The sequence below is a fragment of the Streptomyces sp. OfavH-34-F genome (assembly GCF_022347745.1).
Lineage (GTDB): Bacteria > Actinomycetota > Actinomycetes > Streptomycetales > Streptomycetaceae > Streptomyces.
On sequence record NZ_JAKRGC010000136.1, the window covers coordinates 1 to 16,333 of the forward strand.

A 16,333-nucleotide genomic window follows, 5' to 3' on the forward strand; every position below is an offset into this window, starting at 1 on the left:
CGGGGCCTGCTGGCGTCGCTGGCCGCCACCGCGCCGGCCGAACTGCGGGCCAGGTACGACCTCGTGGCCTACGACCCGCGCGGCACCGGCGCCAGCAAGCCCGGCCTCAGCTGCGACCCGGGCTTCTGGAACCCGCCCGCGCCCGACCCGGTGCCCGCAGGCGCCCGCGCGGAGCGCGAACTGCTGCGCCGGGCCACCGGCTACGCGGCCGACTGCGCCCGCAACGGCGGACCCCTGCTCGCGCACATGTCCACCCGCGACCACGCGGCCGACCTGGAGGCGCTGCGCGTCGCCCTCGGCGAGTCCAGGATCAGCTTCGCGGGCTACGGCTACGGCGGCTACCTCGGGGCGGCCTGGGCGACGCTGTACCCGGGCAGCCGAGACCGCCTGGTGCTGGACAGCAGCATGCGCCCGGACTCCGACCTGTACCGCCACTACCTGGACCAGGACCGGGCCATGGACGACGTGGCGCACCGTCTCTTCGCGTGGGCGGCCCGCCACGACGCCGCCTACGGCATCGGCGACACCGAGGAGGAGGTCGCGGCGGTCTACCGGGCGCTGCGCGAGGAGCTGGCCGGCGCGCCGGCCCAGGGCGCGACGGGCCCGTACGAACTCGAGGCGCTGGTCATCAACGCGACCTGGGACGACCGCTACTGGCCGATCATCGCCGACGTGCTGTCGGCGTACGCGGTCCGGGGCGACACCTCCCTCGCCGCGCTGGCCTACGACATGTTCGCCCGGGAGGAAGGGGACAACCGCTACGCCTCCTTCCTCGCCACCAGCTGCGCCGACGGCACCTGGCCCCGCAGCTGGCGGCGCTGGCACCGCGACAAGACGGCCATGCACGCCGAGGCGCCCTTCGCCGCCTGGAACAACGCCTGGCACCTGGCCCCCTGCGCCAGGTGGCCGCAGCGCGGCGGTCAGGCGGTGCGCATCGACGGCGCGGCCGTGGGCGAGGCGCTGCTGCTGCATGCCACCGAGGGCGGCGGCATGCCGTACGAGGGCGGTGCGGCCATGCACCGCGCGCTGCCCGCTTCGCGCCTGGTCGTCCAGGAGGGCGGGGTGAACCACGCCCTGTCCCTGGTCCGGGGCGACGCCTGCGCCGACCGGGCGGTGCTGGACTACCTGCTGGACGGCGAGCTGCCCGCGGACGCGGGCCGGGGGCCCGACCTGGTCTGCCCGCCGGGGCAGGAACCGCAGCCCCCGGTGGCCGGCGCGGCGCTGCGTGCGCCGGCCACCGGGACGTCGGCGATCAGGTGAGCCGGTACTCGAGCACCAGATGACCGGTGGGAAGCAGCGTGGAGAGGCCGGCCGTGAGGCCGGCCTCTTCGGCGAGTTCGTCCAGCTCCTTCCGGTCCCGCAGCCGCCCGCCGGTCAGGACGAGCTCGTGCAGGTCCACATGGGTGCGCGCGTAGGGCGGGCCCTCGCCCCCCGCCAGCCATTCCACGCACACCACCCGGGAGCCCGGCGTGCCCGCGGACGCGCAGTTGCGCAGCACCCGCAGGGCGTCGTCGTTCTCCAGGTCCAGCAGGATGCTGGAGAGGATGTAGACGTCGGCGGCCGGCAGCGGGTCGAAGTAGCTCCCGCCCACGGCCGTGCCGCGGTCCCCGAGGCCGGCCTCCGCCAGCAGCCCTCGGGCCACGTCCGCGGTGCCCGGGAGGTCGAGGGCCGTGCCCTTGAGGCCGGGGTGGCGGGACAGCAGCGTACGCAGCAGCGTGCCGTTGCCGCCGCCCACGTCGACCACCGTGCCGAACGCGCCGAAGTCGTAGGCGTCGGCGAGCGCGGCGGCGGTGTCGGCGGTCTGGCGGCCCATCGCCTCCGCGAAGGCGGCGGCCCGCTCCGAGTCCCCGTCGACGTCGGCGTAGAAGTCCGGCGCGTCGCCGCCGGTGTTCCCGTACACCGGGGAGCCGCTGCGCACGGCGTCGATCAGGTGCGGATAGGCCCGCTCCATCCGGCCCGAGGTGCCGGTGGCGTCCAGGTGCTCGTGCAGGCCCTTGGGGTTGTCGCTGCGCAGCAGCTCGGCGGCGGGTGTGAGGACGAAGTGCCCGGGTGCGCTCTCCCGGAACACCCCCCGGGCGGCCAGGTAGCGCAGCAGCCGCGCGGTCGCGCCCGGAGCGGTGCCCGCCTCGCGGGCCAGGTCGTCGGCGGCCGTGTGGCCGGCGGCTATGAGGTCGGCGAGCTTCAGGGAGGCGGCGGCGCGCACCGCGTAGGGACCGAGGAGATCGAGCGTGGAAGCGAGCCAGCGGGTGGCCTCGTCCGGGGCGCCGGACCGGCCGGCGCTCTCGTCTCCGTGGGGCTGACGGGTGGTCATGTTCCTCCTCTTTATGGGGAGTTGCGTTGTTTTGTAGTCATACTCTAGCGCTGGAGCGCCAATAAGTCTGCAATGCAGAAAGGTTTGTCTCACAAACTTGTTGGGTACTCTTGTCGGCAGGAACCACGACGAGACATCCGACGAGAGGAGTGGGAACATGGCCGGGAACGGTGGTACGAAAGCGACGGCGGACCTGGACCGGGTCCGATTCATCAGCGCCCATTACGAGGTGCTCCAGGGCACGGTGGTCGTCCCGGCCCTGCTGGTGTTCGCCTTCGTGCTCTTCGCGGGCACCCCGGCGGCACCCGGGCTCGACACGCCCGTCTGGTACGGCGGCGTGGTGGCCGCCGGGCTGATCGCCACCCTGCTGGCGGTGCGGGCCAACCGCAGGTTCACCGACACCTACGGCGACGTGCGCCCCACGCGCCGCGTCGGTCAGCGCATGATCCTCTTCACCGTGCTGAGCACCGTGCTCGTGGGCGGGCTCCACGCGCTGGACCTCGACACCTCGGTCAGCCCCGAGGGAATCGCGGTCTCCGCGGTGCTGCTGGGCTGCGCGGTCCGGCTGGGCCCCCTGGCGCTGCCCGTCGGCCTGGTCGGCGGCCTCGGCCTGGTGGCCGGTCTGCTCCCGCTGGCCTCGATGCTCGACACGGACCGGCACCCGCTGTCGGTGCTGGAGTACCTGCTGGCCCTGCTCTGCCTGGCCGGCGCCGTCGTGGCGCTGTGGGGCCGGCTGATCGTCCGGCGCAGCCTGGCCACGGGGGAGTGAGCCGCGGTGGGTACGCCCTTCGAGGAACTCGCCGGTCTGGACCGGGTCATTCACGAACCGGGCCGGCTCGCCATCGTCTCGGCCCTGGCGACCTGCGACAGCGCGGACTTCCAGTTCCTGCACCGGATCACCGGACTCTCCCGGGGCAACCTCAGCGCGCACCTGGCCGTGCTGGAGAAGGCGGAGGTCGTCCAGGTCACCAAGGGGTTCTCCGGGAAGCGTCCGCGCACCTGGGTCGAGCTGACGCCGCACGGACGGGAGGCCGTCTCCCGGTACTGGGACGGCATGGGACGGCTGCGGGGCATGGTGGCCGAATGGCGACGGGAGGGCGAGGCGGGGTGAGGCCGGCGGACCGCCCCCGGATTCAGCAGATCAGTTGATGTCGGTCTCCGATCCGCGCAGATAGCGTCTTGCGGGTCAAGTTCCCTCGCGAAACAAGGAGTTCGTCATGAACCGTGTGGAAACCGTCGCCGCCCGTCTGCTTCCCGAGGTCGACGGCGGCGCGCTGCGTCCGCTCGAGATGGAGCGCCCCGCGTGCCCGACGCTGGCGACGCCGGCCGTCGGCTGGGCGGTCATCGAGGGTGCGGTCTTCGGCTACGGCCTCGCCGACATGGTCTTCGGTGGCGACGCCCGCACCGCGACCAGCGCCGACGCCTCGGTGACCGGCAGCGCCTGCACCGCCGCCGAGCTGATCGACGCGCGCCTGGGCTCCATCAGCGCCTGATCACGGCGAAGAGGTCCGGTCCGAGTCGTAGTCGGACCGGACCTCGGCTCGCGCCCCCGCGGCGTCAGTCCCTGGACAGCTCGATGTGCGTGAAGAGGAGCAGCGGCCGGGACACCGTCCGGACCGGGCGGGAACTCTGCGACCAGCCGGGCGCCACCGCCTCGGCCGCCTCCCGCACCCGTCCGTAGGAAGCGCCTCTCACGTTGTACAGGAACACTTTGCCCGACGGACGCGTCACCCGCAGCACTTCGGCGATCGCGTCCTCCAGCGGATGCCAGTGCTGGAAGCTCATCGTGGAGACGACGACATCGAAGGAATGCTCGGCGAAGGGGAGCCGTTCCGCGCCGGCCCGGGTGAATTCCACCCGGCTCCGCAGCCGCGACGGCGTCCGGTCCGCGGCATACTCCACCATCTCGGCAGCGGGATCGACGCCCTCCGCCCGCGCGTCGGGGCGACGGCGCGCGACCATCCGCACCAGCCGGCCCGGACCGCAGCCCACGTCGAGGACGCTGCCCCCCTGCGGCAGCGCACGGCACGCCCGCGCGGCCGCCTGCCGGTGGAGCCCCCAGAACGGCAGCCCCATGGTGCGCACATAGCCACCGGGGTTCCTGTAGAGCGGCCGCTGCGGCTCCATGGCTGACCTTCTCCTGTCCGTGTCGACGAAAGCATCGAGGAGCAGAATGTACCCGACGACCACCGCACCGTCGCCGGGCACCAGCCGGCCCGCCGGTCCCGAACTCCCCTCGATGCGTTACCCGTTGGAGTCCTTCCGGCTCGACAACGGACTGCGGGTCCTGCTGCTCCCCGACCCCGCGCTCCCGGTGGCCGAGGTCGCCGTGCTGTACGGCGTCGGCTACCGCTCCGAACCGCGCGACCGGTCCGGCTTCGCCCACCTCTTCGAGCACCTGATGTTCCAGGGCGCCGCGGAGACCGCCCTCGCCTCCCACACCCACCAGGTGCAGGGAGCCGGCGGCGCGATGAACGCCTACACCCGGCCCGACCACACGTACTACCACCAGAACGTCCCCGGCGCGGCGCTCGACCTCTCACTGCGCCTGGAGTCCGAGCGCATGCTCCGGCCGCGCTTCACCGAGGAAGGGCTGCGCACCCAGATCGCCGTCGTCTCGGAGGAGATCCGCGGCCACGTGCTCAACCGCCCCTACGGCGACTTCCCCTGGCAGCGGATGTGCGCCGCGCTCTTCGACACGCACCCCAACACCCATGACGGATACGGCTCGTTCCGGGAGCTGCGGTCCGCCCGGGTGGAGCAGGCCGAGGAGTTCTTCGCCCGCCACTACGGCCCGGGCAACGCCGTGCTCTGCCTGGTCGGCGGATTCGACCCGGAACGCGCCGCGGAACTGGTGCACCGCCACTTCGACCGGGTGGACGCACGCCCCGCCGCCCCGCCGACACCGACCGCGGAGCCGCAGCTCACCGAGGTCCGGGAGCACCGGTACGTCGACCGGCTCGCGCCCGCACCGGCCTTCGCCACCGGCTGGCGGGTGCCCACCTGGTCCGACTCCGCCGAGTACTTCGTCCACCTGGTGCTCTGCGAGATCCTGACCGGCGGCACCGGGGCACGGCTGCCGCGCCGGCTCACCGACACCGACGGCCTGGCCTTCGGCATCGGCGCCCAGACCGGCTTCCGGGGCGACACCCTGGGCTGCCGCCCCTCCGCCGCCCTCGTGGTCAGCGGCAACCTGCGCGACGCCGACGACACGGACCGGGCCCGGACCGCGCTCCTGGACGAGCTGGCCCTCCTCGCCGACCGCGGCCCGGACGCACGCGAGCTGCGGCGGGCCGCCGCGCGTGCCGTCTCCGCCCTGCTGCGGGACATGGACCAGACCGTCAACCGGGCGGTCGCCTTCGGCGCGGCCGAGCTGCACCGCGGGGCCGCCGCCTCCGTCAACGAGTGGGCCGACGCCCTGGCCGGCATCGGCCCCGACGACATCGCGCGCACCGCGGCCACGCTCGCCGCGGCAGGTCACTGCACCGTTACCGTGCTCCCGGAATGAGGACCGGCATGACAGGCATCGCCACAGACGCTCCCCGGACCGCGGTCGCCGTGCCGCACCTGCCCCCGGCCGCCGAGGAGACCCTGTCCAACGGCCTCACGGTCATCGCCGTGCACCGCCCCTCCACGCCCCTGGTCGAACTGCGGCTGCACCTCCCCTTCGCCGGCGCGCCGCAGGGACCGGCCCTGCTCCTCTCCCAGACGTTCACCGACGGCACCGACCGGCTCTCCCGCCAGGACGTCGCCGAACAACTCGACCTGCTCGGCGCGCGCGTGGGCATGTCCGTCGACGCCGACCGGCTGCTGCTCGCGGGCGGCGTGCTCGCCCCCGCCGTCGAACCCTTCCTGGCGCTGCTGCTGACGCTGCTCACCCGCGCCGCCTACCCGGAGAGCCGGCTGGCCACCCTGCGCATGCCGCTGGCCCAGCGGCTGGAGATCGGCCGGGCCGACCCGGCCGCCGCCGCCATCGAACACCTCAACCGGGCGATCTACGGCGACCACCCCTACGCCCGTGCCGCGGCCCGCCCGGAGAGCGTCACCACCGCCGACCGCGAGTCCGTGCGCGCCCTCGCCGCGGAGCGGCTGCGCCCCACCGGGGCCACCCTCGTCCTGGTCGGCGACCTCCTTCCCGACCGGGCACTCGACGTGGCGCGGCGGGACCCCGGCGACTGGCCGGGCGGCCCGCCGCTGCCCCCCAACCCACCGGCGCCCGCCACCTGGCCCGGCGCCACCCAGGTCGTCGACCGGCCGCAGGCCGTGCAGTCCGTGATCCGCGCCGCGCTCCCGGCCCGCCCCCTCACCCACCCCATGGCCCCCGAACAGGAGCTGGCCAACCTGGTGCTGGGCGGCTACTTCTCCTCGCGCCTGGTGGGCAGCCTCCGCGAGCGCCACGGCTACGCCTACTCCCCGTCCACCGCCCTGGTCTTCCCCGAGGCGGCCAGCGCCCTCGTCGTCTCCGTGGACGCGGCCACCGAGGTGACCGCCGCGGCCTACGCCGAGATCGGCCGGCTGCTCGCCGGCATGGGCCAGGAGCCGCCCACCCCGCGCGAGGTGGACCACGCCCGCCAGTACGCCATCGGACGACGCCACCGCGCGCTGAGCACCCAGGCGTCGGTCGCCGACCTCACCACGGACCTCGCCTCCCGCGGCCTGCGGCTGGACTGGCTCCAGCGCTACTGCGGCAGGCTCGCGGAGGCCGCAGCGTCCGACGTGGCGGCCGTCGCCGGACCGCTCGCGGACCCGTCGGGCGCGAGCACGGTGGTGCTGGGCGACCTCACCGCCGTGCACGCGTCCTCGCCCTCCGGTGCCCGGTGGGCCGAGCCGTGGTGACCGCGAGCGCCCTGTCCCACGGCGACCCCACCACCCGCTTCCTGCTCGCGGTCCTGGTGATCGTGGTCTCCTGCCACGCCGCCGGCCTGCTGCTCCGCCGCCTGGGGCAGCCGCCCGTGGTCGGCGACATCCTCGCCGGACTGACGCTCGGCCCCACCGCGCTGGGCGCGCTGGCCCCGGAGACCTGGGCGTGGCTGTTCCCGCCGGACGTCCGCGAGGGCCTGGAGATGGCCGCCCAGCTGGGCATCGTCTTCTTCATGTTCCTGGTCGGCTGCGAGTTCGAGGTCGGTTACGTCAAGGGGAGGGGCCGTGCCGTGGGGGTGGTGGCCCTCGCCGGGGCCGCCGCGCCCTTCGTCTGCGGGCTGCTGCTCGCCCCGCTGCTGTACCCGGGCCACGGGAACGGCGCCCCGGCCCACGGATTCGCGCTCTTCCTGGGCCTGTCCCTGTCCATCACGGCCCTGCCGGTGCTCGCCGGCATCCTCCGGCAGCAGAACCTCCTGGGCACGGTGACGGGCAGCTTCGCCCTCGCGGTCGCCGCCGTGGCCGACGCGGCGGCCTGGGTGGTGCTGGCCGTGGTGCTGTCGGTGTCGTCGGGGAAGGGCGTGGCCGCGGGCCTGCTGACCGGCGTGCTCGCGGTGGCGTTCACCGCGGCGGTGCTCACCGGCGGGCGGCGCGGCCTGGCCCGGCTGTACGCGCGGGGCGACGGGCCCTCCGCGGAGCACATGGTCCTGGCGATCACGGCGGCGGCCGCGCTCGCCGCGTCGCTGATGACCCAGCTCATCGGCCTGCACACGATCTTCGGGGCGTTCCTCCTCGGAGCCGTGATGCCGAGGTCGGTCCCGGCGGCGGAGCGTACCGCCGAGCGGCTGGGCGGGCTCACCCGCGGCGTGCTGCTCCCGCTCTTCTTCGCCCATGTGGCCATGTCCGCCGAGTTCACCGGGGTGTTCTCCTCCACCCGGGCGGTGTTCACGCTGCTCGGGGTGCTCGTGGTGACGGTGGGCGCGAAGCTGGCCGCGGCCACGCTGGCGTCCCGGATGGTGGGCTTTCCCCGCAGGCAGGCGGCCGAACTGGGCGTCCTGCTCAACTGCCGCGGGCTGACCGAGCTGGTGATAGCTGACGTCGGACGCCAGGCGGGGCTCATCGACAACTACCTCTTCACCGTCCTCGTCGTGGTGGCCCTGGTCACCACGGCCGTGACCACGCCCCTGCTGCATCTGGTCAGGGCGGGGGACAAGGGCGAGACCGAGACGCGGCCGGCCGAACGGGCCGGCGGGGCCGTGGGGGAGCCGGCCGGCCGGTCCTGACGCGCCGCCCGTACCGCACGCCGGAGCCCGGCCGGCTTCCCCTGGGGGAGGCCGGCCGGGCTCGTCGTCACCTCGTGGCGCCTACAGGCGCTGCCACAGGGCCGGGACGTTGGGCGGGTCCCAGCCGGGGTAGGCCGTGTGGCCCTGGAGGCAGCGGTAGCGGACGCCGTCGTAGGTGACGATGTCGCCGGCCGCGTAGGTGGTGCCGAGCTTCCAGGTGGTCTCGCCACCCGTGTCACCGGGCACCGTCAGGGTGTACGTGGTGGTGTGGGTGACCTCGCCGGTGCCGGTCAGGGTCAGCGTGTAGACACCGCCGGCCGTGCCGTCCGCCACCCGTACGGTCGCGGTCGAGGTCTGGCCGGAGGAGACCGACGCCGGGCTGAAGGCGACGGTCACACCGGTGGGCAGGCCCGAGGCCGACAGGCTGACGGTCTGGGCGGAACCACTCGTGGTGGCCGTGGAGACCGAGACCGTGGCGGACGAGCCGGGGCTCACCGTGCCGGCCGACGGGTTGGCGCTGATCGAGAAGTCGTTGTTCGGGTTGGGGGCCTCGCCGACCGCGGTCTTCCAGATCGTGTAGGCGATGCCGTCCGCGGCGCGGTTCAGCGCGGTGGCGTTGATGTTGCTCGTGGTGTCGCACGAGGAGTGGTAGCAGGAGTCGTACGCACGACCCGCGGTACCGCCCCACTTGGCGGCCTCCGAGGCCGACTTCACCGCGGAGGCGCCGGTGGCGTAGCCGGAGGTCGGGATGCCGACCGTCTGGAAGGAGTAGTCGTCCGAGCGGCCCTGGCCCTCGACGTTCTCCTGCGGGGCGAGGCCCAGCGAGTCCCAGTACGCCTTCATCGGCGCGGCGGCGGTCGAGTTCAGGTTGTTGACGAAGTAGCCGGCGTTGGTCGACCCGATCATGTCGAAGTTGTAGTACGCCTTGATCTTCGCGCGCTCCGTGCCGGACAGCGTCCGGGCGTAGAAGTCGGAGCCGTTCAGGCCCTGCTCCTCGTCCGTCCACCAGGCGAAGCGGACCCGGTTCTTCATGCTCGGGTCGTTCTGCGCCAGGCTGAGGGCCGTTTCGAGGAGGGCGGCGGAGCCGGAGCCGTTGTCGTTGATGCCGGGGCCCGCGGACACGCCGTCCAGGTGGGCGCCGAACATGTAGACGTTGTTGGCGTCGCCCTTCGGCCACTCGGCGATCAGGTTGTTGCCCGCGCCGGCCGAGCAGCCGGAGGTGCAGGTCTGCTCGGTGACCGTGTAGCCGGCCGCCTGGAGCTTGCCCTTCACGTAGGCCAGCGAGGCCCGGTAGCCGTTGGTGGTGGACCGGCGGTTGCCGCCGTTCTGCTGGGCGATGGTGTACAGCTGCGAGAGGTGCGCCTGCACGTTCGCCACGTCGATGTCCGGCGGGGTGGTCGGGGTGCCGCCGCCACCGACCCGCAGCGTGTACTGCGCGGTGTGCGTCTTGTCGCCGCCGCGGCCCGTGACGGTGATCGTGTACGAGCCGGCGGTCGTGCCGGAGGAGGTGGCGACCGTCATGGTCGCGCTGTCACCCGAGTTGACCGTCGCCGGGCTGAACGAGACGCTCACGCCGGACGGTGCCCCGGAGGCGGTCAGCGAGACCTGCTGCGAGCCGCCGCTGACGATGCCGGTGGTCACCGTGGCCCGGGCCGAGGAGCCCGGCTGCACGTCGCCCGAGGCGGGGTTCAGCGCCAGGGAGAAGTCGGTCTCGCGCGAGGTACAGGTCGGGTCGCCCGTCTGCGCCGGCACGCTGATCGCGTTCCACGCGGCCTTGGTCCGGTCGAACAGGGCGCAGCTCGCGTCCATGTTCTTCGCCGCGGTCAGGGTGGCGGTCCGGTAGCGCTTGTACGTCATGCCGCTGGTCTTCAGCAGCATGCCGCCGTAGAAGATCCGGCCGGCGTCCTTGATGCCGATGCCCGTGACGGTGGAGCCGTCGCAGGTGGAGCTGGAGGGCTTGCCGCCGCCGGGGTTGGAGCCCTCGGCCAGCAGGTAGAACCAGTGGTTGAGCGGGCCGGCCGCCGCGTGCTCCTCGGTGTTCGGGATGGAGGAGGAGTAGCAGGCGGGGTCGCCGAGCGCACCGGGGTTGTACATGTTGCGGATGGGACCGCGGCCCTGCAGGTTGATCATCTCGCCGACGGTGTAGTCGGGGGTGTCGTACCCGGTGGGCTGGTTGGCGTACGCCTCGGTGAGGGCGCCCATGATGTCACCGGTGGCCTCGCCCAGACCGCTCTCGTGGTTGGCGCCGCCGGGCGTGTTCGAGTCGAGCCCGTGCCCGTACTCGTGCGCGACGACGTCCATGCCGGCGATCCACTTGTTGGCCGTGTTGCGGCCGATGGTGACGGTGGAGCCGTCCCAGTAGGCGTTCAGTTCGTTCAGGCCCACGCGGGTCGGCCAGCTGCCGCCGTTCCCGTTGTGCCCGTTGCGGCCGAGCCACTCCTTGAGCATGTCCGACTGCTTCTGCGCCGCGTACATGACGTCGACGCAGCCGGTCTCACGGCTGGTGGCGCTGCCGGTGCCCCAGCTGTCGGTGGACTTGGTGAACAGGCCGCCGTTGTAGTCCGAGCACTGGAGGCCGGGGCGCGTGGTGTCGCGCAGGACGTACTGGGTGCCCGAGCGGGAGGTGTCGATGGTGAGCGGGTTCGGCCCGTTCCACTCGCTGTTGCCCGTGCCGGCCCGGACGTCGTCGTAGGAGCCGACGACCTTGCCGGTCTGCGCGTCGACGAAGACGTGCAGCTTGCTGGGCGCGTTCTTCTTCGTGTGGCCCGTCAGCACGGTTTCCCAGGCGAGGACCGGGTGGTCGTTCTCGATCCGGACCACGAGGCGCGGGGCGCCGGCCTTCGTGACCTTCGCCAGCCGGGAGCGGCTGGTCGACGCGGCCTGCTTCGCGGTGACCTTGGCCGTGGTCGGTACGGAGATCCTGGCCGTGGTCGCGGACTGCACCGAGCGGACGGTGCCCTCGCCGTCGGCGAGCACCACGGCGTCGCCGCCCACCACGGGCAGGCCGTTGTAGGTGCGCTCGTAGGCGACCGAGAACAGGTCGTCGGTCCAGGGGATGACCTGGCTCCGGTCGTAGCGGTCGGCCGGTCCCTTCGCCAGCGCGTCCACGCCGCTGCCCGTGGCGCGGTCCGCGGCGGCGACCGCCGCCTCGACGGGCGAGGGTCTGGGCTTGCTCACCGGGGGCGAGGAGGCCGGGGCGGCCGCGGCGAAGGGTATCGGCGACACCACCCCGAGGGCCATGGCCAGGGATGCTCCGGCCACCACCAACTTCTTCAACATCAGGGCTCCTTGTGAGAGGTGATGGAAACCATCACAGAGTTTGTCATGGGTATGACAAATCCAACGTCGTTGAGGGCGGGTGGAGTTGTCAGGCCTCCACCCGCCCCGCCGGCATGGCGTGCTGCCGGACAGGCCGCACCCTCACACTGGACCGGCCCCGCGTTCAAGCGATTCGGGGTTCGCCGCCCCGTCTGTCAAGTTCCGGCAAGTGGCAGACCCGGATCTCCTTCGTCTTTGGTCCAGACCTATTGACGGGCCCCGCCCCCGCTCCTACGATCCCGTCGATCGCCGCACTGCATATCCCCAGTTCGTGCGTCCATGCCCCCCTCACGCACGCTCACGCCCACGGCACGTGGCGAGAATGGAGCACAGCATGTTCCGTCGGAGGATTCGTACTCTCCCCGAGGCGGAAGACGGGCATTCGACCCCCGCCCGCACCCCCCGCAGCTCGACCGTGATGACCCGCACGCTCGCCGGAGTGAGCGCCGCCGCCGTCATCGGCGCCTGCGTCACCCTGGTCGGCACCGGCTCGGCCGGCGCCGCCACCACCAACCTGGTGACCAACTCCGGCTTCGAGAGCGGGCTTTCCGGCTGGAACTGCGCCAACGGTTCGGGCGTGGTCACCGGCAGCCCCGTGCACTCCGGCTCGTCCGCGCTCAAGGCGACGCCGTCCGGCCTGGGCAACGCCCAGTGCACGCAGACGGTCAGCGTGCAGCCCAACTCGAAGTACACGCTGAGCGCCTTCGTCCAGGGCAGTTACGTGTACCTCGGCGCCAGCGGCACCGGAGCCACCAGCGAGCCGTCCACCTGGACCCCCAGCTCCGCCTCGTACAAGGAGCTGAGCGTCGACTTCACCACCGGCGCCAACACCACGTCGATCACGGTCTACCTGCACGGCTGGTACGGGACGCCCGCCTACTACGCGGACGACGTGACGCTCAGCGGCCCCGGCGGCTCGACCCAGCCGCCCACGTCCGAGCCGCCCACCTCGGAACCTCCCACGTCGGAACCGCCCACCTCCGAGCCCCCGACGTCCCCGCCCCCCACCGACCCTCCGGGTGACGCCACCTGTGCCACGAAGCCCAAGCCGACCGGCAAGGTGCTCCAGGGCTACTGGGAGAACTGGGACGGCGCCTCGAACGGCGTCCACCCCGGCATGGGCTGGGTTCCCATCTCCGACAGCCGGATCAAGCAGCACGGCTACAACGTCATCAACGCCGCCTTCCCGGTGATCCTCTCGGACGGAACCGTCCTGTGGGAGGACGGCATGGACGCGACCGTGAAGGTGTCCACGCCGGCGCAGATGTGTGAGGCCAAGGCGAACGGCGCCACGATCCTCATGTCCATCGGCGGCGCGACCGCCGGCATCGACCTCTCGTCGAGCAAGGTCGCCGACCGCTTCGTGGAGACGGTCGTCCCGATCCTCAAGAAGTACAACTTCGACGGGATCGACATCGACATCGAGACCGGCCTGTCCGGCAGCGGGAACATCAACACCCTGTCAGCCTCGCAGTCCAACCTGATCCGCATCATCGACGGCGTGCTCGCCAAGATGCCGGCGGGCTTCGGCCTGACGATGGCGCCCGAGACCGCGTACGTCACCGGCGGCAGCGTCACCTACGGCTCCATCTGGGGCTCGTACCTGCCGATCATCAAGAAGTACGCGGACAACGGCCGCCTGTGGTGGCTGAACATGCAGTACTACAACGGCAGCATGTACGGCTGCTCGGGCGACTCGTACGGGGCGGGCACCGTGGAGGGCTTCGTCGCCCAGACCACCTGCCTCAACAACGGGCTGACCATCCAGGGCACCACCATCAAGGTGCCGTACGACAAGCAGGTGCCCGGCCTGCCGGCCCAGCCCGGCGCGGGCGGCGGCTACATGGCGCCCAGCCAGGTCAGCCAGGCGTGGAACTCGTTCAACGGCTCGCTCAAGGGCCTGATGACGTGGTCCCTCAACTGGGACGGCTCCAAGGGCTGGTCCTTCGGCAACAACGTGAAGTCGCTGCAGGGCCGCTGAGCCTGAACCCGGCGCGTCCGGCCCACCCGGGCCGGACGCGCCTTGCCGCCCTCCGGGCGAAGCCGCCGGCCCGGGTACTACCCTCGCCGGCATGGCCGACCACGATGCCCTCTCCGTCACCCGCGCCGCCTACGACGAGGCGGCCGCGCTCTACGCGCGGATGTTCAGCGACTCGCTGCGCGGCAGCCCGCTGGACCGGGCCGTGCTCGACGCCTTCGCCGAGCTGGTGGGCCCGGGCGGCAGGGCGGCCGACCTCGGCTGCGGCCCCGGCCACGTCACCGGATACCTCGCGGACCTCGGGCTCGACGTGTACGGGGTGGACGCCTCGTCCGCCATGATCGACCTGGCCCGGGACGCCTTTCCGGGGCTGCGGTTCGAGGTGGGGTCGATGGCCGCCCTCGACCTCGCCGACGGGACGCTGGACGGGGTGCTCTCGCGGTGGTCGGTGATTCACACCCCGCCCGGGGAGCTGCCCGCCGTCCTCGCGGAGTTCGGCCGCGTCCTGGCGCCCGGCGGCCACCTCCTGATCGGCTTCTCCGCGACCGACGGGCCGTCCCGCCCCACGCAGTCCTTCGACCACGCCGTCGCGACGGCGTACCGGTGGTCGCCGGACCACCTCTCCGCACTGCTGCGCGCCCACGGGCTCACCGAGAGGGCGCGGCTGGTCCGCGAACCGGAGCCGGACGACCGGCGCCAGTTCCAGGAGGTCCACCTGCTCGCCCGCAAGGGACCGGCGTCCTGAGCGGACACCGCCGTCCCCGGCGGGCACGGTCTCACGCCAGCGAGAGGAACAGCTTCTCCAGCCGGGTCCGCATCTGATCGCGGTCCACGGCCGGCTGCTCCTCGGCCATGCACTGCTGCAGGCCGGTGGCGATGATGGCGAAGCCCGCCCGGTCCAGCGCGCGCGAGACCGCCGCCAGCTGCGTGATCACGTCCTCGCAGTCCCGGCCTTCCTCGATCATCTTGATGATCCCGGCGATCTGGCCCTGCGCCCGCTTCAAACGGTTGAGCGCCGACTTCAGCTCATCGGCCGCCATGTCCAGCTGCACGGTACCTCCCTCGTCATACCCCGAGGGGTATAGCGTACCGCGTTCGGCACCCGACCGGCCCGGACCACGCCTCCCGCCCGCCCCCGTACGGCGTACACCCGCTTGTGGGCCCCGGCCCGCCGGGCGAGGGTGGCGGTGCCGGGTTTGCCCGGAGTCCGCCGGGGGACCAGAGGTCCGGGCCTCTCGCCAGGGAGACCAGCATGCCGCAGGGAGCCCGCACGCCTGCCCGCACCACCCGTGACGACGCCTGGAGGACCCGATGGCCGTACGACACCGCTTGATCGAAGCCACGGTGGCGGACGTGTGGAGGGTGCTCGCCGACCCTTCGCGCTACAGCGACTGGGTGGTGGGAACGTCCGACTCGTACCCCCGCGGGGGCACCTGGCCCGAGGTCGGCGCCAGCCTCACGTACGCCCTCGGCATCGGCCGGTGGTCCGTGCGCGGCCGGACCATCGTGCGCCGGTGCGAGGCCCCGCACGTGCTGGAGCTGGAGGCCGACAGCGGGCGCGTCGGCACCGCCCGGATCGCCCTGGAAGTACGTCAGTGGGGCGACAACGCCCTGGTCACCCTGGACGAACACCCCCTGCGGGGCCCGGCGGGCAAGCTCCACAACACCGCCATCGACGCCCTCATCCAGCTGCGCCACCGCAGCGTCCTGGCCCGGCTGGCCGACACCGTCGAGGCGTCCCGGAGGGACGCCCGCGAGGCGGTCTGACCGAGCCCCTTCCCGCTCCCCGAACCTGGAGGCACCGATGCCGGACGCCGTGGTCATCGGCGCGGGCCCCAACGGGCTCGTCGCCGCGAACATCCTCGCCGGCGCGGGTTGGAGCGTGGAGGTGCTGGAGGCGCAGCCGGAGCCCGGCGGGGCCGTCCGCAGCGACCGCGGGGTGCACCCCGACTACGTCTCCGACCTGTTCAGCGCGTTCTACCCGCTGGCGGCGGCCTCCCCGGTCATCGGCGGGCTCGGCCTCCGGGACGAAGGGCTGCGCTGGTCCCGCGCCCCCCGCGTCCTCGCCCACCCGCTGCCGGACGGGCGGTGCGCGGTCCTGGAGGCCGACGCGGAGCGGACGGCGGCGGGGCTCGACGCGTTCGCCCCCGGCGACGGGGCCGCGTGGCTGGAGCTGTGCGCCACCTGGGACCGGGTGCGCCGCGACATGCTCGAAGCGCTGTTCACCCCGTTCCCGCCGGTGCGCTCCGCCGTCCGCCTCGCCGCCCGGCTCCGCGTCGCCGACGGGCTGCGCCTCGCGCGGACCCTGCTGCTGCCCGTACGCCGCCTGGGCGAGGAGCGGTTCGGCGGCGAGGCGGCCCGGCTGCTCCTGGCGGGCACCGCCCTGCACGCGGACCTCGGCCCGGAGGCGGCGGGCAGCGGCGGCTTCGGCTGGCTGATGTCCATGCTCGGACAGACCTACGGGTTCCCGGTGCCGGTCGGCGGCGCGGGCGCGCTCACGGCCGCCCTGGTCCGGCGGCTGGAACGGCACGGCGGAGTGGTCCGCTGCGGCGAGCCGGTGACCGAGGTCGTCGTCCGCGCGGGGCG

General features: G+C 73.1%; 15 protein-coding genes and 1 pseudogene. 12 read left to right on the forward strand and 4 right to left on the reverse strand.

What is annotated here, in order from left to right; all coding sequences use genetic code 11:
• Positions 1 to 1,260: alpha/beta fold hydrolase (locus tag MHW47_RS19920; RefSeq protein WP_239225096.1), on the forward strand; the 1,260-nt coding region annotated here is incomplete at its 5' end.
• Here MHW47_RS19920 and MHW47_RS19925 read toward each other — a convergent pair.
• Entirely contained in the window at positions 1,253 to 2,311 is a 1,059-nt protein-coding gene (locus MHW47_RS19925; RefSeq protein ID WP_239225098.1) for a methyltransferase, read from the reverse strand. The two genes, MHW47_RS19920 and MHW47_RS19925, sit on opposite strands and share 8 nt — an antisense overlap.
• A gap of 157 nt (positions 2,312 to 2,468) precedes the next feature.
• On the opposite strand from MHW47_RS19925, the gene MHW47_RS19930 reads away from it, so the two are divergent.
• The 3 genes from MHW47_RS19930 (at position 2,469) to MHW47_RS19940 (ending at position 3,804) form a co-directional block, all read left to right on the forward strand.
• Positions 2,469 to 3,080 (forward strand): hypothetical protein, encoded by a 612-nt coding sequence (locus MHW47_RS19930; protein ID WP_239225100.1) that lies wholly within the window; start codon positions 2,469 to 2,471, stop codon positions 3,078 to 3,080.
• A 6-nt stretch (positions 3,081 to 3,086) separates the two neighbouring features.
• Positions 3,087 to 3,422 carry a transcriptional regulator gene (locus tag MHW47_RS19935; RefSeq protein ID WP_239225102.1) on the forward strand — a complete coding sequence of 112 codons (336 nt, stop codon included), beginning with the start codon at positions 3,087 to 3,089 and terminating at the stop codon, positions 3,420 to 3,422.
• A gap of 106 nt (positions 3,423 to 3,528) precedes the next feature.
• Positions 3,529 to 3,804 (forward strand): hypothetical protein, encoded by a 276-nt coding sequence (locus MHW47_RS19940; RefSeq protein ID WP_239225104.1) that lies wholly within the window; start codon positions 3,529 to 3,531, stop codon positions 3,802 to 3,804.
• Positions 3,805 to 3,868: 64 nt separating this feature from the next.
• Here MHW47_RS19940 and MHW47_RS19945 read toward each other — a convergent pair whose 3' ends face one another.
• Positions 3,869 to 4,438: a class I SAM-dependent methyltransferase gene (locus tag MHW47_RS19945; RefSeq protein WP_239225105.1), complete on the reverse strand. Its 570-nt coding sequence runs from the start codon at positions 4,436 to 4,438 to the stop codon at positions 3,869 to 3,871.
• Between the two features lie 46 nt (positions 4,439 to 4,484).
• On the opposite strand from MHW47_RS19945, the gene MHW47_RS19950 reads away from it, so the two are divergent.
• Genes MHW47_RS19950 through MHW47_RS19960 form a run of 3 tightly spaced genes read left to right on the forward strand, consistent with a single transcriptional unit; the run spans position 4,485 to position 8,451 of the window.
• Positions 4,485 to 5,819 (forward strand): pitrilysin family protein, encoded by a 1,335-nt coding sequence (locus MHW47_RS19950; RefSeq protein WP_239225106.1) that lies wholly within the window; start codon positions 4,485 to 4,487, stop codon positions 5,817 to 5,819.
• 8 nt (positions 5,820 to 5,827) lie between these two features.
• A complete protein-coding gene (locus MHW47_RS19955; protein ID WP_239225107.1) occupies positions 5,828 to 7,147 on the forward strand; it encodes a pitrilysin family protein in 1,320 nt (439 codons plus the stop codon).
• On the forward strand, positions 7,141 to 8,451 hold the full coding sequence (locus MHW47_RS19960; protein WP_239225108.1) for a cation:proton antiporter: 1,311 nt from the start codon (positions 7,141 to 7,143) through the stop codon (positions 8,449 to 8,451). The genes MHW47_RS19955 and MHW47_RS19960 overlap by 7 nt, the downstream gene beginning before the upstream one ends.
• An 81-nt stretch (positions 8,452 to 8,532) precedes the next feature.
• Here MHW47_RS19960 and MHW47_RS19965 read toward each other — a convergent pair whose 3' ends face one another.
• The gene (locus MHW47_RS19965; RefSeq protein ID WP_239225109.1) at positions 8,533 to 11,730 is read right to left on the reverse strand and encodes a M20/M25/M40 family metallo-hydrolase; all 3,198 of its coding nucleotides are present in this window, start codon (positions 11,728 to 11,730) and stop codon (positions 8,533 to 8,535) included.
• A 457-nt stretch (positions 11,731 to 12,187) separates the two neighbouring features.
• Here MHW47_RS19965 and MHW47_RS35955 point away from each other — a divergent pair.
• The 3 genes and pseudogenes from MHW47_RS35955 to MHW47_RS19980 form a co-directional block, all read left to right on the forward strand.
• Positions 12,188 to 12,619: pseudogene (locus MHW47_RS35955) on the forward strand (carbohydrate binding domain-containing protein); the annotation flags it as partial.
• Between the two features lie 210 nt (positions 12,620 to 12,829).
• On the forward strand, positions 12,830 to 13,750 hold the full coding sequence (locus MHW47_RS35960; protein ID WP_239225113.1) for a chitinase: 921 nt from the start codon (positions 12,830 to 12,832) through the stop codon (positions 13,748 to 13,750).
• A 91-nt stretch (positions 13,751 to 13,841) separates the two neighbouring features.
• Positions 13,842 to 14,492, forward strand: coding sequence for a class I SAM-dependent methyltransferase (locus tag MHW47_RS19980; RefSeq protein WP_239225110.1), 651 nt, complete (start codon positions 13,842 to 13,844; stop codon positions 14,490 to 14,492).
• A gap of 31 nt (positions 14,493 to 14,523) precedes the next feature.
• Here the strand turns inward: MHW47_RS19980 and MHW47_RS19985 are convergent, their stop codons facing one another.
• On the reverse strand, positions 14,524 to 14,799 hold the full coding sequence (locus MHW47_RS19985) for a metal-sensitive transcriptional regulator (protein ID WP_308381638.1): 276 nt from the start codon (positions 14,797 to 14,799) through the stop codon (positions 14,524 to 14,526).
• A 259-nt stretch (positions 14,800 to 15,058) separates the two neighbouring features.
• Between MHW47_RS19985 and MHW47_RS19990 the strand changes: the two genes are divergently transcribed.
• Together MHW47_RS19990 and MHW47_RS19995 are read left to right on the forward strand one after the other, a co-directional pair.
• Entirely contained in the window at positions 15,059 to 15,514 is a 456-nt protein-coding gene (locus tag MHW47_RS19990) for an SRPBCC family protein (protein ID WP_239225111.1), read from the forward strand.
• Positions 15,515 to 15,551: 37 nt separating this feature from the next.
• A partial coding sequence (locus tag MHW47_RS19995) for an NAD(P)/FAD-dependent oxidoreductase (RefSeq protein ID WP_239225112.1) occupies positions 15,552 to 16,333 on the forward strand: 782 nt, incomplete at its 3' end.